General features: G+C 36.5%; 24 protein-coding genes and 1 pseudogene. 10 read left to right on the top strand and 15 right to left on the bottom strand.

Annotated elements, in window-relative coordinates:
* The first annotated feature begins 133 nt into the window (after window positions 1-133).
* Window positions 134-391 carry a DUF5339 domain-containing protein gene (locus HSM_RS00640; protein ID WP_178384284.1) on the top strand — a complete coding sequence of 86 codons (258 nt, stop codon included), beginning with the start codon at window positions 134-136 and terminating at the stop codon, window positions 389-391.
* 105 nt (window positions 392-496) lie between these two features.
* On the opposite strand, the gene artM is transcribed toward HSM_RS00640, so the two are convergent.
* The 5 genes from artM to ppdD form a co-directional block, all read right to left on the bottom strand.
* Window positions 497-1,180, bottom strand: coding sequence for an arginine ABC transporter permease ArtM (artM, locus tag HSM_RS00635; protein WP_011608408.1), 684 nt, complete (start codon window positions 1,178-1,180; stop codon window positions 497-499).
* Window positions 1,181-1,190: 10 nt separating this feature from the next.
* Window positions 1,191-1,862 carry an arginine ABC transporter permease ArtQ gene (gene artQ / locus HSM_RS00630; protein ID WP_011608407.1) on the bottom strand — a complete coding sequence of 224 codons (672 nt, stop codon included), beginning with the start codon at window positions 1,860-1,862 and terminating at the stop codon, window positions 1,191-1,193.
* A gap of 4 nt (window positions 1,863-1,866) precedes the next feature.
* Entirely contained in the window at window positions 1,867-2,592 is a 726-nt protein-coding gene (locus tag HSM_RS00625) for a transporter substrate-binding domain-containing protein (RefSeq protein ID WP_012340415.1), read from the bottom strand.
* Window positions 2,593-2,609: 17 nt separating this feature from the next.
* Entirely contained in the window at window positions 2,610-3,347 is a 738-nt protein-coding gene (artP, locus tag HSM_RS00620) for an arginine ABC transporter ATP-binding protein ArtP (RefSeq protein ID WP_012340409.1), read from the bottom strand.
* A gap of 145 nt (window positions 3,348-3,492) precedes the next feature.
* Window positions 3,493-3,951 carry a prepilin peptidase-dependent pilin gene (gene ppdD / locus HSM_RS00615; protein WP_012340401.1) on the bottom strand — a complete coding sequence of 153 codons (459 nt, stop codon included), beginning with the start codon at window positions 3,949-3,951 and terminating at the stop codon, window positions 3,493-3,495.
* A gap of 122 nt (window positions 3,952-4,073) precedes the next feature.
* Here ppdD and ampD point away from each other — a divergent pair, with 122 nt between their 5' ends.
* Window positions 4,074-4,643, top strand: coding sequence for a 1,6-anhydro-N-acetylmuramyl-L-alanine amidase AmpD (gene ampD, locus HSM_RS00610; RefSeq protein ID WP_012340392.1), 570 nt, complete (start codon window positions 4,074-4,076; stop codon window positions 4,641-4,643).
* A 241-nt stretch (window positions 4,644-4,884) separates the two neighbouring features.
* Here ampD and cgtA read toward each other — a convergent pair whose 3' ends face one another.
* The 4 genes from cgtA to rplU form a co-directional block, all read right to left on the bottom strand.
* Window positions 4,885-6,063: an Obg family GTPase CgtA gene (cgtA, locus tag HSM_RS00605; protein ID WP_012340385.1), complete on the bottom strand. Its 1,179-nt coding sequence runs from the start codon at window positions 6,061-6,063 to the stop codon at window positions 4,885-4,887.
* A gap of 9 nt (window positions 6,064-6,072) precedes the next feature.
* On the bottom strand, window positions 6,073-6,993 hold the full coding sequence (locus HSM_RS00600) for a DMT family transporter (RefSeq protein ID WP_012340377.1): 921 nt from the start codon (window positions 6,991-6,993) through the stop codon (window positions 6,073-6,075).
* Between the two features lie 135 nt (window positions 6,994-7,128).
* The gene (gene rpmA / locus HSM_RS00595; RefSeq protein WP_011608400.1) at window positions 7,129-7,386 is read right to left on the bottom strand and encodes a 50S ribosomal protein L27; all 258 of its coding nucleotides are present in this window, start codon (window positions 7,384-7,386) and stop codon (window positions 7,129-7,131) included.
* 20 nt (window positions 7,387-7,406) lie between these two features.
* A complete protein-coding gene (rplU, locus tag HSM_RS00590) occupies window positions 7,407-7,718 on the bottom strand; it encodes a 50S ribosomal protein L21 (RefSeq protein WP_011608399.1) in 312 nt (103 codons plus the stop codon).
* 240 nt (window positions 7,719-7,958) lie between these two features.
* Between rplU and ispB the strand changes: the two genes are divergently transcribed.
* A complete protein-coding gene (ispB, locus tag HSM_RS00585) occupies window positions 7,959-8,930 on the top strand; it encodes an octaprenyl diphosphate synthase (RefSeq protein ID WP_041604961.1) in 972 nt (323 codons plus the stop codon).
* 133 nt (window positions 8,931-9,063) lie between these two features.
* Window positions 9,064-9,795, top strand: a complete 732-nt coding sequence (locus tag HSM_RS00580; protein ID WP_011608397.1) for an epoxyqueuosine reductase QueH — start codon at window positions 9,064-9,066, stop codon at window positions 9,793-9,795.
* A 51-nt stretch (window positions 9,796-9,846) separates the two neighbouring features.
* Here HSM_RS00580 and cysS read toward each other — a convergent pair whose 3' ends face one another.
* The gene (gene cysS, locus HSM_RS00575) at window positions 9,847-11,226 is read right to left on the bottom strand and encodes a cysteine--tRNA ligase (protein WP_012340332.1); all 1,380 of its coding nucleotides are present in this window, start codon (window positions 11,224-11,226) and stop codon (window positions 9,847-9,849) included.
* Window positions 11,227-11,364: 138 nt separating this feature from the next.
* On the opposite strand from cysS, the gene HSM_RS00570 reads away from it, so the two are divergent.
* Window positions 11,365-11,874, top strand: coding sequence for a peptidylprolyl isomerase (locus HSM_RS00570; RefSeq protein ID WP_012340321.1), 510 nt, complete (start codon window positions 11,365-11,367; stop codon window positions 11,872-11,874).
* A gap of 192 nt (window positions 11,875-12,066) precedes the next feature.
* On the top strand, window positions 12,067-12,858 hold the full coding sequence (locus tag HSM_RS00565; protein WP_012340310.1) for a TatD family hydrolase: 792 nt from the start codon (window positions 12,067-12,069) through the stop codon (window positions 12,856-12,858).
* Window positions 12,859-12,865: 7 nt separating this feature from the next.
* Here the strand turns inward: HSM_RS00565 and lnt are convergent, their stop codons facing one another.
* The 5 genes from lnt to galT all read right to left on the bottom strand — a co-directional run bounded on the left by lnt (window position 12,866) and on the right by galT (window position 18,726).
* Window positions 12,866-14,398: an apolipoprotein N-acyltransferase gene (gene lnt, locus HSM_RS00560; RefSeq protein ID WP_012340300.1), complete on the bottom strand. Its 1,533-nt coding sequence runs from the start codon at window positions 14,396-14,398 to the stop codon at window positions 12,866-12,868.
* Window positions 14,395-15,288: a CNNM family magnesium/cobalt transport protein CorC gene (gene corC / locus HSM_RS00555; protein WP_012340291.1), complete on the bottom strand. Its 894-nt coding sequence runs from the start codon at window positions 15,286-15,288 to the stop codon at window positions 14,395-14,397. Before corC ends, lnt begins: the two co-directional genes overlap by 4 nt.
* Window positions 15,289-15,463: 175 nt before the next feature.
* On the bottom strand, window positions 15,464-16,507 hold the full coding sequence (gene galM / locus HSM_RS00550) for a galactose-1-epimerase (protein WP_012340284.1): 1,044 nt from the start codon (window positions 16,505-16,507) through the stop codon (window positions 15,464-15,466).
* Window positions 16,501-17,667 (bottom strand): galactokinase, encoded by a 1,167-nt coding sequence (gene galK, locus HSM_RS00545; protein ID WP_012340275.1) that lies wholly within the window; start codon window positions 17,665-17,667, stop codon window positions 16,501-16,503. The genes galM and galK overlap by 7 nt, the downstream gene beginning before the upstream one ends.
* A gap of 18 nt (window positions 17,668-17,685) precedes the next feature.
* A complete protein-coding gene (galT, locus tag HSM_RS00540; RefSeq protein WP_041604959.1) occupies window positions 17,686-18,726 on the bottom strand; it encodes a galactose-1-phosphate uridylyltransferase in 1,041 nt (346 codons plus the stop codon).
* Between the two features lie 258 nt (window positions 18,727-18,984).
* Here galT and HSM_RS00535 point away from each other — a divergent pair.
* From HSM_RS00535 to mglC, 4 genes and pseudogenes are all read left to right on the top strand, one after another.
* Window positions 18,985-19,975: pseudogene (locus HSM_RS00535) on the top strand (substrate-binding domain-containing protein).
* 158 nt (window positions 19,976-20,133) lie between these two features.
* On the top strand, window positions 20,134-21,120 hold the full coding sequence (gene mglB / locus HSM_RS00530; RefSeq protein ID WP_012340240.1) for a galactose/glucose ABC transporter substrate-binding protein MglB: 987 nt from the start codon (window positions 20,134-20,136) through the stop codon (window positions 21,118-21,120).
* 52 nt (window positions 21,121-21,172) lie between these two features.
* Window positions 21,173-22,693 carry a galactose/methyl galactoside ABC transporter ATP-binding protein MglA gene (mglA, locus tag HSM_RS00525; protein WP_012340230.1) on the top strand — a complete coding sequence of 507 codons (1,521 nt, stop codon included), beginning with the start codon at window positions 21,173-21,175 and terminating at the stop codon, window positions 22,691-22,693.
* 16 nt (window positions 22,694-22,709) lie between these two features.
* Entirely contained in the window at window positions 22,710-23,720 is a 1,011-nt protein-coding gene (gene mglC, locus HSM_RS00520) for a galactose/methyl galactoside ABC transporter permease MglC (RefSeq protein ID WP_012340223.1), read from the top strand.
* The last annotated feature ends 174 nt before the right edge of the window (window positions 23,721-23,894 follow it).

Here is a 23,894-nt window from a genome sequence, read left to right as displayed (position 1 = left end):
AGTAAAAATTTACAAAAAAATATGAAGCAATAAATAACTAGACATGTCAGTCTTTTTTTGATAGTTTCCGAAGGTTTTCTGAAAAAATTTCAAGAGGTTATCAATGAATATAATGCTAAAACCAAGATCAGTAATGATTATTTTAGCTAGCGTATTTGCAACTATAACAACAACTCATGTCCAAGCAAACACTCTGCCTGAGCAGTGCCAAAAATTATTTAAAGAAACAGAAAATCTAATTGCTGAGGCAGAAAAACAGCCGGGAACACATGTTCAACTGGCAAAAATAAAAAGTAAATTAAAACAAAGTAAGCAACAAATTCTCGCCATGGAGCATGATATACAAATCAAAAGTTGTGATATCGGATTGGCAAAACTTCATACGAAATAGCAATTGGTGATTACCGATATTGATCTGTTCCTTAAATCTTAAATAGATAACTCATAAACGATAAATTAAGGCACAGATCACTTTTCGGTATTTGTTATTGTGTATTTACACTCGCTCCGTTTCTAAACGCTCAAATACAAGCACCTTACGCTCCAATCTGCGTAATAATAAAGTAGCAATACCTGTAATAATGAGATAGATTACGCCTGCGATACCATAAATTGTCAGTGCATCATATTCAGTACCATAAAGTTGTCTTGCATACCCCATAATATCCAAAATAGTGATAATTGAAGCAAGTGATGTACCTTTAAAAACAAGAATTATTTCATTGCTATATGAAGGTAATGCTCTTTTTAATGCGTAAGGAACAAGAATTTTCAAAGTTTGCCAACGGCTCAAACCTAGTGCAACACAGCTTTCCCATTGTCCTTTAGAAATCGCTTTTACCGCACCATAAAAAAGCTGAGTTGAATACGCTGTACTATTTAAAGCTAATGTAAGTATTGCACAAAACCACGCACTTGATAATAAAGGCCATAAAAAACTATTTACAATCCAAGAAAATTGTCCCGGTCCTGCATAGATTAAGAAAAATTGCACCAGTAATGGTGTACCGGTAAAAATTGTGAGAAAAAGATTAATTGGAAGACTTAACCATTTTTTTTCCATAGAAAGAGCAAAAGTTAATGTCAAAGCAAGAAAAAATGCTACCAACAAGGCAACTATAGTAAGAATCAAGCTTGTTGGAATTCCTTGTGCAATTGTTAAAAAATAATCTTTAATCATTTTTCATCCTTTAATTTGTAGCACGTTCAAAGCGTGTGACTCGCCGCTCAAGTTTACGAATAATAAATTGACTAAATAGCGTAATCAACAAATAAAGCAATGCTGCAAATCCATACCAAGTAAAAGGTTGGTGAGTATTGGTGTTGATTAATTCAGCTTGACGCATTAAGTCATGCACACCGATTAACGACACAAGTGCGGTATCTTTTAATAACACTAACCATTGATTACTCAATCCCGGTAAAGCGTGTCGCCAAACTTGCGGCATAATAAGAAAAATAAACGTATAACTACGACTCAAACCTAATGCTGCACCGGATTCCCACTGTCCTAAAGGTATAGCCTGAATTGCTCCACGCAAAGATTGAGAAGCATAAGAAGCAAAAATAATAGACAGTGCAACCACGCCACAACCAAAGGCACCAAACTCTACATATTCTCCGATTACCCATTCCAGTATTTCAGGTACGCCAAAATAAATTAGAAAAACCACAAGAATTTCAGGTAACCCTCGTAATAATGTCACAATAGTGGCTGTCGGTTTACGAATACATGCCCATTTGTGTGTTTCTAATACTACAAAGAAAATAGATAATGCCAATCCGAGTAATAAAGAACAAACCGCCAACCCTAAGGTCATCAGGGTTGCGGTATACATTAAAGGTAAATAATCAATAAACATAAAATTATTTAGTCATCCATTTATCATAAATTTTTTGATATTCGCCGTTTGCTTTGATTGCCGAAATACCTTTATTTAATTGCTCAACAAGTGCGGTATTCTTTTTATTTACCGCAATTCCCAAGCCGTTATTGAAATAACGTTTATCCGTTACACGCTCGCCCACAAACTGCAATTCCGGATTTTTATCAAACATATCTCTTAATACATCCGTATCACCAAAAATGAGATCAATACGACCATTTTTTAAATCCAAAATTGCATCTTGTAAGCTAGCATAAGATTTAGATTGATATTGCTTCGCTTCTTTATTCGCATATTGCTGATACGTTGTACCGTTTTGTACACCAACCACTTTTGCCGTCGTTAAATCCGCTTTCCCTTTTAATGCAATAAAACTGGCAGAACTTTCATAATAAGAATCGGTAAATGCTACTTGTTTTGCACGAGCTTCCGTAATATCAATCGCTGAAATTGCCGCATCAAACCCACCGCGACCTTTAATTAAACTTGGAATTAACGCATCAAACGCTTGGGCTTTGAAGCTACAATTAGCTTGAATTTCTTTACAAATCGCATTAGCAATATCAACGTCAAAACCAATAATTTCACCTTTTTCATTAGTTAATTCAAATGGTGGATAACTTGGTTCCATAGCAAAAGTAATATCTTGTGCATTTGCACCAATCGTAGCACCAGCCAACATTGTTGCTAAAAGTAATTTTTTCATAATAAGCTCCTTAAATATTAGTGTGAGTGAGATAAATATTGTTTAAATTGCTCTGTTGAGGGTTGTTCAAAACAGCTGGAATCCCCCATTTCAACGATGCGACCTTGTTCCATATAGACAACTTTGGTTGCAACCTTTTTTGCCACCGCAACTTCATGCGTTACAATAACTTGTGTAATGCCCATTTCCTGTAACTCTTGAATGATTGATACAATCTGAGCTGTAATTTCAGGATCTAATGCCGCTGTCGGTTCATCAAATAATAAAACTTGCGGCTTCATCATTAATGCACGAGCAATAGCAACACGCTGTTGCTGTCCTCCTGATAAGTGCAGTGGAAACCTTTCAGCGAATTCTTCCAAGCGTAATCGTTTTAATAATTCAATAGCTTGTTCTTTGGCTTTTTCTTTCGCTATCCCTAAAACTTTAATCGGTGCCTCAATAAGATTTTCCATTACAGTCAAATGAGGCCATAAATTGTATTGTTGAAATACCATACCTACATCTTGACGCAATTGACGCATTTGCTTTGGGTTGGCAATATCTTGCGAGAGATCGAATTTATTATTGGCAATACTCAATTCTCCAGATGTTGGAACTTCAAGTAGGTTTAACGTTCTAATCAAGGTGCTTTTCCCTGCACCACTTGGTCCCAATAAAACAACGGTATCACCATCTTCAGCTGTGAGATTAATATCAAACAGTGCCTGTGATGCACCATAAAAAAAATTTAAATTTTTAACACTAATTGTCATTTGAATAAAAGATCTCGTTTTGGTTATTAATTGATTTACGCAAACATTATCACTGTTTGAATAAATATGCAATATTTTTGCAAAAAAATTCTTTTTATAGTGCAATTAATATGAAACGGTGAGACAACCCACCGTAATTAATGGTTTAAGGAGAGTTTGTAGACGTAGAAGAGCAAAATCCGGCAGGAAATAGATCCGCCTTATTATTGCAATTTGCACTCCAAGTAACGCCGGTTGAAGCATCGCCTGTTGGTGTTAAGGTATAAGTAATATCTTTAAGATTTCCATTCCCTGTAACAGTAATGGCTCCACCTTGCACGCTAACTGATTTTACTTTACCTTTTGGTGTATTGATTGCCGCTTGAATTCCATTTGTTCCAGCATTACAATTTGTCGGTGCATCATTGTTATACACGCATAGCTCAACTTCTGCACGATAAGGAGCTGAAGCTTGCAATAGCTCTGTAATTGCAGCTTTTTTTGTATAATTTTGGTATGACGGAATTGCAATGGTTGCAAGAATTGCCACAATAGCAATAACAATCATCAGTTCTATGAGAGTAAATCCTTTTTTAACTGATGAAAAAATATAGGTTATTTTCATAATGTTTCCTTTTTTAAATAAAATGACAATGCCGAATGGCAAGTGAAAGTTTGTAGAAATTGAAAAAAACCGACAACTAAATCGCACTTTTTCTGCGAGCCGACTCGCAAAAATAATAATTTATGAACAATAAACAAAAAAATATCTGCACAGGTTGGTTTTCAGAGGCTAGAAAATTACCCTCTCCACATTTTGATCAACGTCCGGAAAATAGTGATATTTCCCTTTTAGTTATTCATTACATCAGCTTACCGCCAGAGCAATTCGGTGGTTCGTATATTGATGATTTTTTTCTAGGTAACCTTGATCCTCTCGCACACCCTTATTTTGCAACTATTGCAAACATTCGAGTGTCAGCACACTGTTTGATTACTCGTGATGGTGCTATTACACAATATGTCAATTTCAATGATAGGGCTTGGCACGCCGGATTATCCTCATTTGAAGGGAGAGAAAAATGCAATGATTTTTCTATTGGCATTGAATTGGAAGGAAGTGATCTTCAACCGTTTACAGAAGAACAATATCAATCTTTAGAACGTCTGACTTTAGACATTATGCATTCATATCCTTTAATAACCAAACAACGTATTGTCGGACATTGCCACATATCTCCGAATAGAAAAATAGACCCTGGTCAATATTTTGATTGGCAAAGATATTTCAATAACTTAGAGGAAGAGACATCTTAGTTACTGATGCAGAAACACTGATTAAAAAAACAATCTTTCTCTATTTACTTTTTTACGAAAAAAATGTAGGAAAAATAACCGCTCATCACTAAAAACAAGTAGATATTTTATGGTGATATATCTGTAGAAGATCAGCATTGCTCAGACAACTTACTACAAAAACTGAGAGTTTCCTACTTAGAATATGAATATCAACATTCAATTTAAATAAAAAAGGAAACTCTCATATTTTATTCTGTAGCTAAGGTTTATAAATAATTTCTACACCTTCCTCATCGTCTTCCGACCAATCGTCCCAATCATCCTCTTCTTGGTCATCTTCTGTAAAGACCTGTTCGGACAATTGTTCTTGATGATAGTCATCCCATTTAAATTTCACTTCTTGAGCATCTATCTTTTCTTGTTCTTGACGTGGATTTTCTTCAATAAAATCCATAATATCGCGGCATAAAACGTCTACATTTTTACCTGTTGCGGCTGAAATCAAATAATAATCATCTTCCCCACCCAAACGTTGCATAATATTCTTTGCACGTGCGGTTGCTTCTTCATCTGAAAGTATATCAATTTTATTGAAAACTAACCAACGAGGTTTATTCGCTAATTTTTCACTATATTGAAATAATTCACCTTCAATGATTGCAATATTATCCGCTGGATCACTCTCATCAATTGGTGCAATATCAACCAAATGAATTAAGACATGACAACGCTCCAAATGTTTTAAAAATCGTACTCCCAACCCAGCACCTTCAGAAGCCCCCTCAATTAATCCGGGAATATCTGCAATCACAAAGCTACGGCTAGTATCAACACGAGTAACGCCTAAACTAGGAACTAATGTAGTAAAAGGATAATCTGCAACTTTCGGTTTAGCTGCGGAAACAGCTCGAATAAATGTTGATTTTCCTGCATTGGGTAATCCCAACATACCAACATCGGCTAAAAGCATTAATTCCAATTGCAAATCTCGCTTTTCACCCGGTGTTCCATTGGTTTTCTGTCTTGGTGCTCTGTTCACTGAAGATTTGAAACGTGCATTCCCCAGTCCATGATAACCACCTTTTGCAACTAACATTTTGGTACCATGTTTAGTTAAATCACCCAACACTTCTTTGGTATCGTTATCAATTGCTCTTGTTCCGACTGGTACCCTTAATGTAATGTCTTTGCCTCTACGTCCTGTACAATCAGAACTACGCCCATTCTCTCCACGCTCTGCTGCAAAGCTTTTTTCAAATCGGTAATCAATCAATGTATTTAAATTCTCGTCGGCAATTAGATATACATCACCGCCATCACCGCCATCACCGCCATCAGGACCACCTTTCGGAATAAATTTCTCTCGCCGAAAACTTACACAGCCGTTACCGCCATCACCAGCTTCGATACGAATCAGTGCCTCATCAATAAATTTCATTTTTTTCTCCTAAATTTTATTCTTGATAAATTTATAACCAATAGCTGAGGTCATTGCACCAAAGACAACAATGAACGCACCAATATAGCTGAGCGTATTTAATTCAGGGGCTGAAAAATACTGTGGGTATATTAAATTTAATAAGTGAGCAAATAAAATAGTGAACAAAGGTACCAAGGTAATGACAACACTTACTTTGGCAACATCCCAATGGTTTAATGCCTCAGCATAGGCACCATAACCTATTAGTGTATTCAGACAACAATAAATAAAACAAATTAGCGTAAAAGTATTTAGATTTTGCAATTGCTCAATCTCAACAAAAGGAGTAAAAACAAATGCACACCCTGTATAAATCATCAATAAAATCTGTTGAGAGTTAAAACGGCGTAAAAGTAATTTTTGTGCAAGTCCGTAAGTTACCCAAATCAAGGATGCCGACATACTTAAAAATACGCCTATAGAATAGATATTAATATCAAATAATTGGTCCGCTCGCTCATTGAAAAATAAGATAAGTCCAATAATTAGAATAACTAAACCAATTTTTTGATGTAATCCTAACCTTTCTTTAAAGATCACAACTCCACAGAACATCATTGCAAAGGAAGAAAAATGCACAAAAATTTGAGTAACAGAAGGCTCAATAAATTTTAATGAGGAATTAAACAGACTAAAGTTTCCAGATAGCCCTATAACACCTAATATAACCAGTCCAAAAAAGTAACGATTGAGATCTGATAATTTAGGTAATCTGTTCGCTAATTTAAGTAAAATAGCTAATGCAACAGTAGCAACCATAAACCTGAACCAAACGATAGTTTGCATACTCATAGCATTCATAACTTGTTGTAATGCAATAGGTAAAGATCCCCAAGCTATCGCAGTAGTCAATGCAAATATAAACCCGAGTAATGGTTTCTGTTTCATATTCGCCCTCCTATATAAATACAAAACTCGTGCAATAATAGCACCGCACTGGTAACTGTGCTAATAAAGTATTAATTTTCTAAAAACAAAAAACCCCACAAAAACATTGTGGGGCATCACTCTGTATCAATAAAATTATTCGGCTACAACAGAAACGTATTTACGACTTTTCTCGCCTTTAACTTCAAATTTTACTTTACCATCAGCAGTAGCGAACAAAGTATGATCTTTACCCATACCTACATTTGAACCCGCATGGAATTTAGTACCACGCTGACGAACAATAATACTACCTGCTAATACTGATTCGCCACCGAAACGTTTCACACCAAGACGTTTAGCTTCAGAATCACGACCGTTACGAGTTGAACCACCAGCTTTTTTAGTTGCCATATTCTATAACTCCTGTGAAATTATGCTTGAATCCCAGTGATTTTCACTTCTGTGAACCACTGACGATGACCTTGTTGTTTACGACTGTGTTTACGACGACGGAATTTAACGATTTTAACTTTTTCGCCACGTCCCTGCGACACAACTTCAGCCACTACCTTAGCACCTGTCACTACTGGTGTACCGATCTTAATATCTTCGCCGTTAACGATCATCAATACTGAATCGAACTCAACAGTAGAGCCCGTTGCCAATTCAAGTTTTTCTAAACGAACAACATGACCTTCGCTTACACGGTGCTGTTTACCGCCACTTTGAAAAACTGCGTACATAAATACTCCGCTAGATAATAGTGCTTATAATGTTATTTTCATTTAGCACATCAAAATTCATATAAATAGGTTGCGAATTCTACGAAAAAAACGGCTTCTTCGCAAGCCTTTCTTTTTAAGAAAATAAAAAAATCTTATTTTATAGAGTTTAATTTCAGAAAGCTCAGAAAATCAGGTACAATCAACCGCACTTTTAGCTTAATTTATGATAGTTTCAGCATGATAGAAAAAATGAACCCAATGAATATCCATGCAATCCAATCTCTTATTAAAACAGATATGGATAAAGTGAATGCCACAATTCTAGCACAACTTAATTCGGATGTTGCTTTGATTAATCAGCTCGGTTATTACATTGTTCAAAGTGGTGGAAAACGCATCCGCCCTATGATTGCTTTGTTAGCAGCCAGAGCACTAAATTATCAAGGTGATGAACCTATTACTTGTGCTGCATTTGTTGAATTTATTCATACGGCGACATTGTTACATGATGATGTTGTTGATGAGTCCGATATGCGTCGTGGTAATCCGACAGCCAATGCGGAATTCGGCAATGCGGCAAGTGTATTGGTAGGTGATTTTATTTATACACGTGCATTCCAATTGATGACTAAACTCAATTCATTACGTATTTTACAAATTATGTCCGATGCAACAAATATCATTGCAGAAGGTGAAGTACAACAATTAATGAATGTCAATGATCCGGAGACAAGTGAAGATAATTATATGAAAGTGATTTATAGTAAAACCGCTCGCTTGTTTGAGGTCGCTACACAATGTGCCGCCATAACAGCTCAAAGTAATGCAGAACAAGAAATTGCTTTACAACACTATGGACGATACTTAGGAACAGCATTTCAACTAGTTGATGATGTGTTAGATTACAGTGCAAATGCGGCGACTTTGGGTAAAAATATCGGTGATGACTTAGCTGAGGGGAAACCTACTCTTCCTTTATTACATGCAATGCGTAATGGTACACCACAACAATCTGCATTAATTCGTGAAGCAATCGAACAGGGCGGAAAACGGGATTTTTTGGATGATGTACTTGCCATTATGACAGAGCAAAAATCTTTGGATTATGCCATGAGTAAAGCAAAAGAAGAGGCACAAAAAGCTGTTGATTCAATTTCCTGTTTACCAGAAAACCAATATAAGCAAGCATTAATTTCTTTGGCTTATTTATCCGTTGAGAGGCACTATTAATGATTAGACATTGAGTATTGTAGTAAAAATACTTATCAGATTTGAATGAAAAACCTTTTAGACTTGAGTGGGGAAATTAAACATTTATTCCCCTAAATTTAATCGTTATCAAACAAGCCTTATGAAAATAGATATGCACAGAACCAAACTTGAACAAAAGCAACCGCACTTTGATGCACAAAAGCGTCGTAAGAAAGAATGTAAAAATTCGAATACACCTTTCGTACGTCCCAAATTAGAATTACCACATGGACATAATAAACTGTTATTACATTCTTGTTGTGCACCTTGCTCCGGAGAAGTCATGGAAGCTATTCATGCTTCAGGCATTGATTTTACAATTTACTTTTATAATCCCAATATTCATCCGTTAAAAGAATATTTAATTCGTAAAGAAGAAAATATTCGCTTCGCCGAGAAATGGGGAATTCCTTTCATTGATGCAGATTATGATCGTCAAAATTGGTTTGATCGTGCAAAAGGAATGGAAGATGAACCGGAACGGGGCATTCGTTGTACAATGTGCTTTGATATGCGTTTTGAAAAAGCCGCACAGTATGCCCATGAAAATGGTTTCCCTGTTTTTACTAGTTGCTTAGGAATTTCTCGTTGGAAAGATATGAACCAAATTAATGGTTGTGGACATCGTGCAGCGGAAAAATATGATGATGTGGTTTATTGGGATTACAATTGGCGTAAAGGCGGAGGGTCGCAACGAATGATTGAAATCAGTAAACGAGAACGTTTTTACCAACAAGAATACTGCGGTTGCGTCTATTCTTTACGAGATACAAACAAATGGCGTGAAGCAAATGGTCGTCAGAAAATTGAGATTGGTAAATTATATTATTCTGCTGATAAGTAAAATCTAACCGTAACGCATCAAAATGGGCGAGAATATCGCCCATTTCAATCACTACATTTTTCTCCACATGGTTCCGTTTGAACTGTCTTCTAAAATAACGCCCATTGTCGTCAATTCATTTCTCGCAGCATCAGCTCTCGCCCAATCTTTTGCCTGACGAGCATCGTTACGTTGCTTGATCAATTCTTCTATTTTAGCAATTTCAGCATCATCCGAGCCTGCTTGTAGAAAATCTTCCGGATCCTGATCCAATAGACCTAAAATACTCGCTAACTCTCTTAAACGAGCCGCCAAGCCATCGGCAAGCAGTTTATCTTCATTTTTTAATCGATTAATTTCACGAGCCATTTCAAATAAAACAGAAATAGCATTCGGCGTATTAAAATCATCGTTCATAGCTTCAGTAAACTGAGCAATGAAATTCTCCCCTCCGAAAGAAACCGCACTTTTATCTGTGCCACGCAAAGCAGTGTATAGCCGCTCCAATGCACCATGTGCCAAATCCAAATTTTCTTCACTATAATTCAATTGGCTACGATAATGGGCTGTCAACAAGAAATAACGGACACTTTCCGCATCATAATGGTTTAACACATCACGAATAGTAAAAAAGTTGCCCAACGATTTAGACATTTTCTCTTTGTCCACCATGATCATACCTGAATGTATCCAGTAATTAACATACCGGTTTCCATGTGCACAACAAGATTGTGCGATTTCATTTTCATGATGAGGGAACATTAAATCAGCCCCACCGCCATGAATATCAAAATGCTCACCTAAGTGTTTACAATTCATTGCGGAACATTCTATATGCCAACCGGGGCGACCGGCTCCCCATGGCGAATTCCAGCTGGGTTCGTTCTCTTTCGACATCTTCCATAACACGAAATCCATTGGATTTTTCTTAATTTCAGAAATTTCAACCCTTGCTCCCGCTTGCAATTGTGTTAAATCTTGACGAGATAATTTGCCATACTCTTTGAAACTTTCCACGTCAAACATAACATCACCATTATCCGCCACATAAGCATGACCACGTGCAATTAATTTTTCAACCAGTGCAATAATTTCTGCAATATGGTGTGTTGCTCTAGGCTCAAAATCCGGACGTAATACATTCAACGCATCAAAATCCTTATACATTTCAACAACCATACGATCTACCAATTGCTCGCAAGTTTCTTTATTTTCTAAAGCACGGCGAATAATTTTGTCATCAACATCGGTAATATTACGCACATAAGTCAATTCATAACCTAAATAACGTAAATAACGAGCGATAACATCAAAACAAACAAAAGTGCGTCCATGTCCAATATGACACAAATCATATACGGTTACACCACAGACATACATTCCTACTTTATTTTCTGAAATAGGTTTAAACACTTCTTTTTCTCGTGTTAAGGTATTAAAAATTTTTAACATTTGTTTGTTCTCTATAATTAAATGAAATCGTTAATCTACCAGAACGCTGAATCCGCTCAGTGATGATTTTATAGCACTTATTGCAACTTTATGAAATAATAAGCATCATTATAACAACACAAAATCAAAGGATCTAAAATGATTACATTACACACAAATTTTGGTGATATTAAATTAGCATTAAATTTTGAAAAAGCACCAATTACAGCGGAAAACTTTCTAACATATTGCAAAGAGGGTTTCTATAATAACACAATTTTCCACCGTGTTATTGATGGATTTATGATCCAAGGTGGTGGTATGGAAAGTGGCTTACGTGAAAAAAATACTAAAGCACCAATTAAAAACGAAGCAAGTAATGGACTTAGCAATAAACGTGGCACAATTGCCATGGCAAGAACATCGGATCCTCATTCGGCGACAGCTCAATTTTTCATCAATGTAGCAGACAACACATTCCTTGATTATCGAGCAAAAGAAATGTTTGGTAAAACCGTTGTGCAAGAATGGGGCTATGCTGTATTTGGTGAAGTCGTTGAAGGAATGGATATTGTCGATAAAATTAAAGGTGTCAAAACAGGAAACAAAGGTTTTCACCAAGATGTGCCTGTTGAAGATGTAATTATTACTTCTGTTACCATTGAATAATATTTTTGATAGTGGACCGACAAATATTGTCGGTACATTTTCATCAAAAAGTGCGGTGTTACATTCAAGCATATTACAATTTTTACCCATCTTGTAGATAACGATTTCCTTGATCATTCAACAAAAAGTAGATCAAGGATTTCGTCGTAATGTAGCCAATATTGTTCCTCAAATTGCCAGCATCAAATCATTATGCATTTTTTCGATACCCATACACACCTAGATTATGTACAGCAAGTTACCCAGGAAAACTTAGCTCAACTCATACATAATGCTCACCGAATTGGGGTAGAGAAAATGCTGATTGTTGCAGTATTGCAGCGAGATTTTGAAAATATTGTAAACATGACCGCACTTTACCCGACTCAGCTGTATTATGGATTAGGCTTACATCCTTTATATATTGAACAGCATAGTAAAAATGATTTAGATATTTTGTCCCAAGCGTTAGAACAAGGTTCTGCTGCTTGTACAGCAATTGCTGAAATAGGTTTGGAACGAGGAAAATCTGATCTGATTAGCGAGAGATTATGGAAAAAGCAATGTGAATTTCTAGAAGTTCAACTCAGTTTTGCACAACGCTTTAATTTGCCTGTCAGCTTGCACAGTCGCCAATCTCACGACCACTTATTCACTTTTCTGAAACGAATAAAAGTAAATAAGTGCGGTGTAATTCATGGTTTTGCCGGAAGTTATGATCAAGCAAAGCGTTTTGTGGATTTAGGCTATAAAATTGGTGTTGGCGGCACAATCACCTATGAACGTGCCAATAAAACCAGAAATACTATTGCAAAATTACCTTTAGACAGTTTATTACTGGAAACGGATAGTCCCGATATGCCCATTTGTGGTTTTCAAGGTCAACCCAATCGTTCAGAGCGAATTATTCATGTTTTCCATGAATTATGTCAATTAAGAAAAGAACCGGCAGAACTTATCGCATCTACAATCTGGAAAAATAGCTGTAACCTGTTCGCAAAATAATATTTTTCTATCCTTGCGTCAATTTTTTGCGTATCAATGCCCCCAGACTTCTAAATAATACTAATAAACTGATTAACAAATACAACGGCTTAGTTCCTAATATTGCATAGGGAGTCATACCTTCCGTTGCAACGATTTTATGTCTCAGTGTCGTTTCAGTAAATTGCGGAGCTTGTGCAACTATTTTACCTTGTGCATCAATAAAGGCTGTAATACCAGTATTAGTTGCACGAATAACAGGTCTTCCCAGTTCAATCGCCCTCATTCTTGCCATTTGCAAGTGTTGCCAAGGGCCTATACTATCGCCAAACCAAGCATCATTTGAGATAGTTAAAATAAAATCACTTTGCTTAGTTAAATTTTGTTGTAGTTGAGAACCAAAAATAATTTCATAGCAAATTGCCGGAGTAAAATGGCGATTTTTCGCTAAAAATGGTTTTTGAACAAAGTCTCCTGACGCAAAACTTGACATAGGCAAGTTAAAAACTGAACCTAACGGGCGTAATATTTTGTCTAAAGGAACATATTCTCCAAAAGGAACTAAATGGTGTTTTGCATAACGGTTTTTTGTGTTTAGATGATAAGGTTCATCAGCGTTACCGAGATTTACGATAGAATTTAATAATTTATCCTCACTTTCCTCTTGATAAATCGTTCCAATTACAACCTCAACGCCTTTTTCTTGAGCAAGTTGCTGTAAGGTTTGCAAATAAGGTTGAATGTGATTTTCCAAGGCCGGCAAGGCAGCTTCCGGCAATATAATTAAATCTGAGTCATCTAAACTCCGGTTAATTAAGCGTTGGTAAATAGTGAGTGTTTGATAAAAATAATCAGGATCCCATTTTAGTTGCTGTTCAATATTTCCTTGCACTAAAGTAACATTTAGGGATTTTTGTGGATTTTCTTGTGTAAATTTAAGTAACGCAGTGGATGTACTTAGCCCTAACATCACAACAAGCAATACACTATGTGTAATAATAATTGCCCATTGTTTCTTTGATTGTATGAGCTGAGAAATAAGACTAAAAATGACCGCACTTATCCACATCACGAAAAAAGTCAGCCCTTCTACACCGAACAAAGCGGCTAAGTTCGCAAATGGGCTGTCAAGTTGAGTATAGCCAAATTGTAGCCAAGGAAAACCAGTAAATACCCAACTGCGTAAGGATTCAGTCAATGTCCAAATTGCAGGAAATATCGCTAAACTTTGTACCCTAAAACGTTGTACTAAATAAGTAAACAACACAGGATAAAGTGCCAAATATCCTGCCAGTAAAATGACCAGTAAATAGCTCACAATTAACGGTGTTCCGCCAAATTGATAAATACTGACATTGAGCCAATTAACGCCAATCCCAAAGAAACTTAAACCCCATAAAAAACTGGCTAGAAGTGCGGTCTTTTTTTGCGATTTTTTAGCAATCCAAATCAACCCTGCTAATGAAAGATAGGCGATTGCCCAAAGATCAAAAGGGGAAAAGGCTAATACGCCCACTCCCCCAGTTAAAATAGCAATGAAATAAACAAGGTAATTTCTCATTCTTCTGTATTCTGTTTTTTACTGTCTGTAAGTTGCTCATCCGGCACAGTAACTCGTACTTGAATAATACGACGACTATCTGCCGAAGTAACTTTAAAATTCAAATTATCCAGTACAACTTCTTCACCACGTTTCGGTAAATAGCCGAATGCTTGCATAATCAAACCTCCGATAGTATCCACTTCTTCATCGGCAAAATTGGTCTTAAATTGCTCATTAAAATCATCAATATCCGTCAAAGCTCGTACTACATAAGTATGACGAGACAACTGACGAATATCCGCCACATCTTCCTCATCAAATTCATCTTCAATATCCCCCACTATTTGTTCCAAAATATCTTCTATGGTAACTAAACCTGAAATCGCACCGAATTCATCAACAACTAGTGCCATATGAAAACGTTCAGCACGAAAATCTTTTAACATTCGATCCACACGCTTACTTTCCGGTACAATAACGGCAGGTCGTAATAAACTTTGTAATTCGAATTGCTCCGCATTAGACCGAAAAAATTTAAGTAAATCTTTTGCATGTAAAATACCGGCAATATTATCTCTCTCATCACTGATAACCGGGAAACGAGAATGTGCACTTGCAATAATAACATCAAGACACGCTTCAAGATCCTGATCATTTTCGATAAAAATAATCTGTGAACGTGGGATCATAATATCTCGAACTCTTAATTCTGAGATTTCGATAACACCTTCAATCATTTCACGTGTATTTTGATCAATGAGCTCATTTTGTTCAGAATCTCGGATAACGTCTACTAATTCTTGACGATTTTTCAATTCACCCTGAAAAAAGCGTCCAAATAAAGAGTGAAAGAAATTTTTCTTACTTTCATTTTCTGTGATTGTATTAATCTGTTCGTCGTTACTCATAAACTGTAATATTGTTTCCGTCTTATTGACCCATGAAAATTATCATATTTTGTAACGAATAACTAGGAAAAATCAGGAAAAGTATGACATAACAAAAATATAAGCGAGAAATAGAAAAAAATAAGGGAGTTTTTTGAATACTCCCCCTTAATTTCAATAGAGTTTGCTTAAAAATCTAACGGATAAATTGATATTCCGTTTTATGAGAATATTTTTCACCCACCTTTGTTATTCCACCATATTTCCACCATTCCGGATGATTCGGTGTATCAGGCAAACATTGAGTTTCCAAAGCAATACCAGCATAATCAGCATACTGCCCGTTTTGACGAGTTGGCGTAGCTGATAGAAAATTGCCCGTATAAATCTGTAAAGCCGGCTGAGAAGTCAACACTTGCATTCTCAAAGAACGATCAAGTGCGGTCAAAATAGCACAAGGTTTTTCAGTGTCCAAATTAAGCAAGAAAGAATGGTCGTAACCTTTTACCAATTTTTGTTCTTCTTGTAAAAAATCTAAACCGATTGGTTTTTCCTCACGAAAATCAAAACTAGTTCCCTCAACCGCTTTTAACTTAGCATTAGGAATACCCGCACTGTCCACCGGCAAAAAATAATCGCTATTAAGTTGTAAAGAATGCCCTCGAATATCACAACCGAAAGTAGCATCATTCAAGTTAAAATAAGCATGGTTAGTCAAATTAATTGGGCAATCTTGATCACAAATTGCCTCATATTCAATTCTCACGTTGTTGGTTTCACTTAAAGAATAAGTAACAAAAGCATGTAAATTACCGGGAAATCCCTGATCTCCATCAGGGCTAAAATGAGAAAAAGTGATGGAATTTACACCGCACTTTTCTAAATACCAACGCTCATTATGAAACCCTTTTCCACCATGAAGTTGATGCTGATGTTGATTAGCGTTAAGTAAATAGCGTTTACCATTCAACTCAAATCGGCTATTTGCAATACGATTTGCATAACGCCCAATACTCGCTCCTAAATAAACCTGTTGTATCGGATAATCATTAATCTGACACCCAAGCAAAACTTCTCGTACTTCTTTTCCTACCGGTACTTGACAAGAAATCCAAGTTGCCCCCCAATCCATCACTTGCACTTTCATGCCTTTTGTATTAGTTAACGTAAAAATACGAAAAGGTTGTCCATCCGGTGCCATTCCTTGCTTGTGTTCCTTCTCAAAACAATCAATTAGCATATCGTCACTCCTTTAGAAGCGGTACAAACATAAAAATCTTCTTTCAAACCTGTTTGTTTTTCATAGTTGTCTGCAATAATTTGACGTACTGCCTCCACTTTGTCTTGCGGTGCAATAGCGACGATACAACCGCCAAAACCTCCGCCGGTCATGCGTGCTCCACCATTTTTGCCGATAACGACCTGTGCCAACTCCACTAAATAATCAATTTCAGGCACAGTAATTTCAAAATCATCACGCATGGAATCATGAGATTGATACATTAATTCCCCTAATTTTTGCAAATCTCCCTGTTGTAAGGCCTGAACTGATTGTAAAACCCGCTCATTTTCCGTCACAACATGTTTGGCACGTTTCGCTATTTCAGGATCAAGAGCGGTTAATTCTGCTTCCTTTTGTTTGAACAACTCCACAGATACATCACGTAAGGCTTTCACGCCAAAAAATTGGGCTGCCATTTCACATTGTCGACGGCGTATATTATATTCGCCATTTACTAAATCATGTTTCACATGAGAATTCACAATCATCACAACAATATTTTCAGGAACAGGTATGGTAACAATATCTAAAGATCGACAGTCAATCATGAGAAAATGATCTTTTTGACCCAATGCGGAAATTAATTGATCCATATTTCCACAATTTGCACCTACAAATTTATTCTCTGCCTGCTGACCTATTAATGCAATTTCTATATTTGTTAAAGATAAGTCCGCTAGTTGCTGACAAAATTTACCTACAGCAATTTCTAAAGATGCAGAAGAACTTAATCCGGCTGAAAGTGGGATATTTCCACAAATAACCAGATCCGCACCTTGTTGAAAATCAGGGCAATGTTGTTGAATAAATTTCACCATACCTCGAACATAACCTGTCCATTTAGCTTCCATTTTGGGTTCAATAGGTCGAGTTAAATCAAATTCATCATATTCTTGTAAATCTGCCGCATATACACAAAATAAATGATCATCTCGTTTTGCTCCGCTGATCGCCGTTCCATAATTAATTGCACAAGGCATCACAAATCCATCATTATAATCCGTGTGTTCACCAATAATATTTACTCGTCCGGGGGCATAGACATTCAGTTCAGAAGTGCGGTTAAATTTTTCACTAAATAATTGTTTCGCTCGCTGTTTTGGATTTTGTTGAGTCATATTATCACTCCGTTAAATTTATTTATTTTTATAATGAACATCGCTTAATTCACGCAACCTTGCTGCAGCCTGTTCAGCGGTTAAATCTCGCTGACTTTCCCCTAACATTTCATAACCGACCATAAATTTACGCACCGTTGCCGAACGGAGTAGCGGTGGATAAAAATGTGCATGAAGTTGCCAATGTTCATTCTTTTCACCATTAAAAGGTGCAAAATGGAACCCCATAGAATAAGGAAAAGAAGTTTCAAACAAATTATCATATTTGGTTGTGATTATTTTTAATGCCAAGGCAAGATCCTTTGCCTGCGTCTCATTCAGATCAATTAATCGCTTCACGTGAATTTTGGGTAGTAACAATATTTCAAATGGCCAAACCGCCCAATAAGGCACAACTGCAACCCAATATTCCGTTTCAATTACTACTCTTTCCTGCAAATCTCGTTCACGTTTTTGGTAATCCATTAACAAAACCGAACCTTGTTTATTGAAGTAATTTCGTTGTGCCTTGTCTGTCCGAGCAACTTCATTAGGCAAAAAACTATTTGCCCAAATTTGTCCATGTGGATGCGGATTAGAGCAGCCCATAACCGCACCTTTATTCTCAAAAATTTGTACCCATTGATATTTTTTACCAAGCTCCTCCAGCTGTTCTTGCCAAACTTTTACCACTGCAAAAATTTCCTCTACCGTTAATAACGGCAACGTCTTACTATGATCCGGAGAAAAACAAACTACCCTGCTTTCGCCACGTGCTAGACTGGATTGAAATAAAGGGTCATCCGTTTTTAGTGGTTCAGGCGTATCTTCCAATAAAGCGGAAAAATCATTTTTAAACACAAAAGGTTTCGTATAATTCGGATTTTGCTCACCGGTAATACGCTTATTCCCCGGACAAAGATAACAAGCGGAATCGTAACAAGGTTTATTTTCATCAGCTATTTTTTCCTGTTGTCCCTGCCAAGGTCGCTTAGCTCGATGCGGAGAGACTAAAACCCATTGTTCCGTCAAAGGATTATAACGACGATGCGGATGTTCTGTCGCAACAAATTCGGTCATTTCACTCACTTTTATACCCTCAAACTTGATATTTATCGCAAAAATGTAAACGATTACAAATAATTTTCAGCTATGCTATCACATCGCTATTTTGTTTAACTGTGATCCATATCACAATTATTAAATTATAAATATTGAGATAAATAATAATTTTGTGAAGTCGCTTTTATTTTAGTTTAACAACCGTTTCCAAACATAATTTATTTGGTTATGATAAGTGGCAATTCATGCAAATTTTAAACCGTATGGGTGAATAAGATGATTACAATTCATGACGTAGCTAGACAAGCGGGAGTTTCTGTTGCGACAGTTTCTCGGGTACTCAATAATCATCCTTCTGCCAGTAAAAAAGCACGCCTAGCGGTTCAAAGTGCGGTCGAAAAATTAAATTATCATCCAAATGCCAATGCTCAAGCTCTTGCCTTACAACATACAGATACTATCGGCGTTGTTGTTACTGATGTAACCGATCCTTTCTTTGCAATTTTAGTTAAAGCCGTAGATAACGTTGCGGAAGAACATGAAAAAAGTATCTTAATCGGCATTGGCTATCACAATGCGGAAAAAGAAAGAAATGCAATAGACACCTTATTGTGCAAACGATGCAGTTGTTCATTCAAAAGCTTTAAGTGATCAAGAGCTTGCTCAATATTTAGAACGTATTTCCGGTATGGTAATCATCAACCGTGTCATTCAAGGTTATGAAACTCGTTGTGTAAGTTTAGACAATAATAAAGGTACCTTTCTGGCTACAGAAATGCTGATCAAATTTGGGCATCAGCATATTGGTTATATTGGCTCAAATCATCAAATTACAGATGAAAATGATCGTTTTAATGGCTATTTGAAAGCATTAGAACATCATAAACTTCACGCTGTTGAACATGCAATTGCACGTAGCACACCTGATTTTGAAGGAGGTGAAAATGCGATGATTAATTTATTGAGTTATAACTCAAATTTAACCGCAGTTATTGCGTATAACGACAGTATGGCTGCTGGTGCTATTTCCGTATTGAACGAAAATAATATACAAGTTCCTAAACAATTCTCTATTATTGGATTTGATGATATGCCCATTTCACGCTATTTAATTCCTAAGTTGACTACTGTACGCTATCCTATTGATTTAATGGCAACTTATGCGGCAAAACTCGCACTAAGTCTAGTAGACAATCAAATTGATGAACCTGTTCATATCCAATTTAATCCAACTTTAGTTCGACGCTTTTCAGTTGAACGTCCTTAATTTTCCTATTTTATGAAATCGTTTTCATAAATTTCTATAAATGTGAAACAGATCACAGTCTTGTCACACATTTTCGGCTATCCTTGTCGTGGCTTGCCAAACCATAGGCTAAGTATCGATAAGAATATCTATTTTCCAGTCCAATCAAGGAGCATTTTATGAAAAAAACAATATTAAGTGCGGTAACTTTAGCTGTAGGTTTTAGTGCAATCTCAGCACAATCAGCTGATCGTATCGGTGTAACCATTTACAAATACGACGATAATTTTATGGCGTTAATGCGTCAAGAAATCGATAAAGAAGCAAAAGCTGTAGGTGGATTAGAGTTGTTAATGAATGATTCACAAAATGCACAATCTGTTCAAAATGATCAGGTTGATGTATTAATTTCCAAGGGCATTAAAACATTAGCAATAAACCTTGTTGACCCTGCCGCTGCACCAACTGTCATTAAAAAAGCAAAATCGGAGGATATTCCAGTTATCTTCTTCAATAAAGATCCCGGAGCAAAAGCAATTGGAAGCTATAACCACGCTTACTATGTCGGTACGGATCCTAAAGAATCCGGACTCATTCAAGGTAATTTAATTGCGAAACATTGGAAAGCAAATCCAGCCTATGACTTAAATAAAGATGGGAAAATTCAATATGTCTTATTGAAAGGTGAACCGGGGCATCCGGATGCTGAAGCTCGTACCAAATACGTAATTGAAGCACTCAATGCTCAGGGTATTCAATCAGAACAATTGTTCATTGATACTGGTATGTGGGATGCTGCAATGGCAAAAGATAAAGTGGATGCTTGGTTATCCAGCTCTAAAGCAAACGAAATTGAGGTTATTATTTCTAATAATGACGGTATGGCAATGGGTGCATTGGAAGCAACTAAAGCCCATGGTAAAAAACTCCCGATTTTCGGTGTCGATGCCTTGCCGGAAGTATTACAGTTAATTAAGAAAGGTGAAATGGCAGGTACCGTACTAAATGATGGTGTTAACCAAGGTAAAGCAGTGGTTCAACTTGCAAAAAATTTAGCACAAGGTAAACCTGCAACAGAAGGAACAAACTGGAAATTAGAAAAACGTGTTGTTCGTATTCCTTATGTCGGCATTGATAAAGACAACTTAAATGAATTCTTAAAATAATTGTTGTAATCATTAGGGGAGATATGTACTCCCCTTTTCTATGAGGTTGGATATGACAGGACAAACTCTACATCAAAGTAGCGAAATATTGCTTACAATGATAAATGTCAGTAAATCCTTTCCCGGCGTAAAAGCACTTGATAAAGCGAATTTAACAATTCGATCTCACTCAGTCCATGCGTTAATGGGAGAAAATGGAGCAGGTAAATCAACACTGTTGAAATGCTTATTCGGTATTTATGCTAAAGATGAAGGCGATATTCTTTTTTTAAACAAGCCAATTAATTTCAAAACCTCAAAAGAGGCGTTGGAAAACGGTATATCCATGGTTCACCAAGAATTAAATTTGGTGCGTCAACGTAATGTGATGGATAACCTATGGCTAGGACGCTATCCATTGAAAGGCATTTTTGTTGATCACGGAAAAATGTATCGAGATACAAAAGCTATTTTTGATGAGTTAGGTATTGATATTGATCCCAAAGAGAAAGTAGCGAATTTATCTGTATCACAAATGCAGATGGTTGAAATTGCAAAAGCCTTTTCCTACAATGCCAAAATTGTGATTATGGATGAACCAACCTCCTCACTTTCAGAAAAAGAAGTTGAACATTTATTCAAAATCATTGCAAAACTAAAAAAACGTGGCTGTGGAATCGTTTATATTTCACACAAAATGGATGAAATTTTCAAAATTTGTGATGAAATCACAATTTTGCGTGACGGTAAATGGATTAATACTGTTGAAGTACAAAAAACTACCATGGATGAAATAGTTTCCATGATGGTGGGAAGAGAACTAACTCAACGCTTTCCCCCTAAAACAAATCAACCCAAAGAAGTTATTCTCGAAGTCAAAAATCTGACAGCATTAAATCAACCCTCCATTCAAGATGTTTCTTTTGAATTGCATAAAGGTGAAATTCTTGGTATTGCTGGACTTGTTGGTGCCAAACGTACGGATATTGTAGAAACCATTTTCGGTATTCGTGAGCGTAAAAGTGGAACAATTAAATTGTATAACAAAGAAATGAAAAATCGCACCGCACTTGAGGCGATTAATAATGGATTTGCTCTCGTTACCGAAGAACGTCGCTCAACAGGTATTTATGCAAATCTGAGCATAGAATTTAACTCTCTCATTTCTAATATGAAATCCTATTTAGGTCATTTTGGTTTATTAAAGTCCATTAAAATGAAAAGTGATACCCAATGGGTTATTGATGCAATGAATGTCAAAACCCCTTCACATCAAACCCATATTGGCTCACTTTCTGGAGGAAATCAGCAAAAAGTAATTATTGGGCGTTGGTTGCTCACACAACCTGAAATTTTGATGCTTGATGAACCGACTCGAGGCATTGATATTGGTGCAAAATACGAGATTTATCAGCTAATCATGGAATTGGCAAAAAAAGATAAAGGGATCATTCTAATTTCCTCAGAAATGCCGGAATTATTGGGAGTGACAGACCGTATTTTAGTTATGAGTAACGGAAAAGTTACTGAAATTGTTGAAACAGCTAAAACATCGCAAGAAGAAATTTTACAACTTGCGGCAAAATATCTTTAAAGGAAGGAAATGAATTATGTCTGCTTTAAAACAAAACAAATCGCTAGATTTCCTTAAACAAAACGCAATTTATTTTGTGTTATTGATCTTACTCGGAATTATTATTATGCAAGACTCAAGTTTCTTAAGTTTAAGAAACTTTAGTAATATTTTAACGCAATCCTCCGTTCGCTTAATTATTGCCTTAGGCGTTGCAGGTTTATTAGTTACACAAGGAACAGACTTGTCAGCGGGTCGTCAAGTCGGTCTAGCTGCAGTTATTTCGGCAACTCTGTTACAGGCAATGGATAATATAAATAGAGTTTTCCCTGAACTTGGTGAAATTCCTATTCCTGTTGTAATCATAGTAGTTTGTGTGATTGGGGCAATAATTGGATTGGTAAATGGGGTTGTGATTGCGTTCTTAAATGTCACACCTTTCATTGCCACGATGGGAACGATGATTATCGTTTACGGTATTAACTCTCTCTATTATGATGCTGTCGGTTCTTCACCTATTGCAGGGTTCAACGAAAGTTTCTCTACATTTGCTCAAGGCTTTTTCCGTATAGGTTCTTTCAAGCTTTCCTATATTACAATCTATGCAGCTTTGGCTTCTTTCTTTGTATGGGTACTATGGAATAAAACACGTTTCGGTAAAAACATTTTCGCTATCGGTGGTAATCCGGAAGCAGCAAAAGTATCGGGTGTTAACGTTACTCGTAACCTTGTCGTCATTTACATGATTGCAGGTATATTCTACGCTTTCGGGGGGATGTTAGAAGCGGGACGTATCGGTTCTGCCACCAACAATCTAGGTTTTATGTATGAACTTGATGCCATTGCAGCTTGCGTTGTAGGCGGTGTATCTTTTGCAGGCGGTGTTGGTACTGTACTAGGCGTAGTAACCGGTGTATTAATTTTTACTGTCATCAACTATGGTTTAACCTATATTGGTGTAAATCCATATTGGCAATATATTATCAAAGGTTCAATTATTATCTTTGCCGTTGCAATTGATTCCTTGAAATATGCGAAGAAAAAATAGTTTTTATCAGACAGTGCCGTAAAACCACGTCCTTTAGGGCGTAGATATAAGGCACAAATATGATATACTTCTTACTGCTAACAGAGGTCGCTTTAGACTCTCAATGACGGCATAATCAGGGCAGGACATGCCTGTAGCGTCTGTGAAGTGAATCGCATTGGCGGTCAGCAGCAG

The organism is Histophilus somni 2336 (assembly GCF_000019405.1).
GTDB lineage: Bacteria > Pseudomonadota > Gammaproteobacteria > Enterobacterales > Pasteurellaceae > Histophilus > Histophilus somni.
This window is presented reverse-complemented; position numbering and strand designations above follow the sequence as displayed.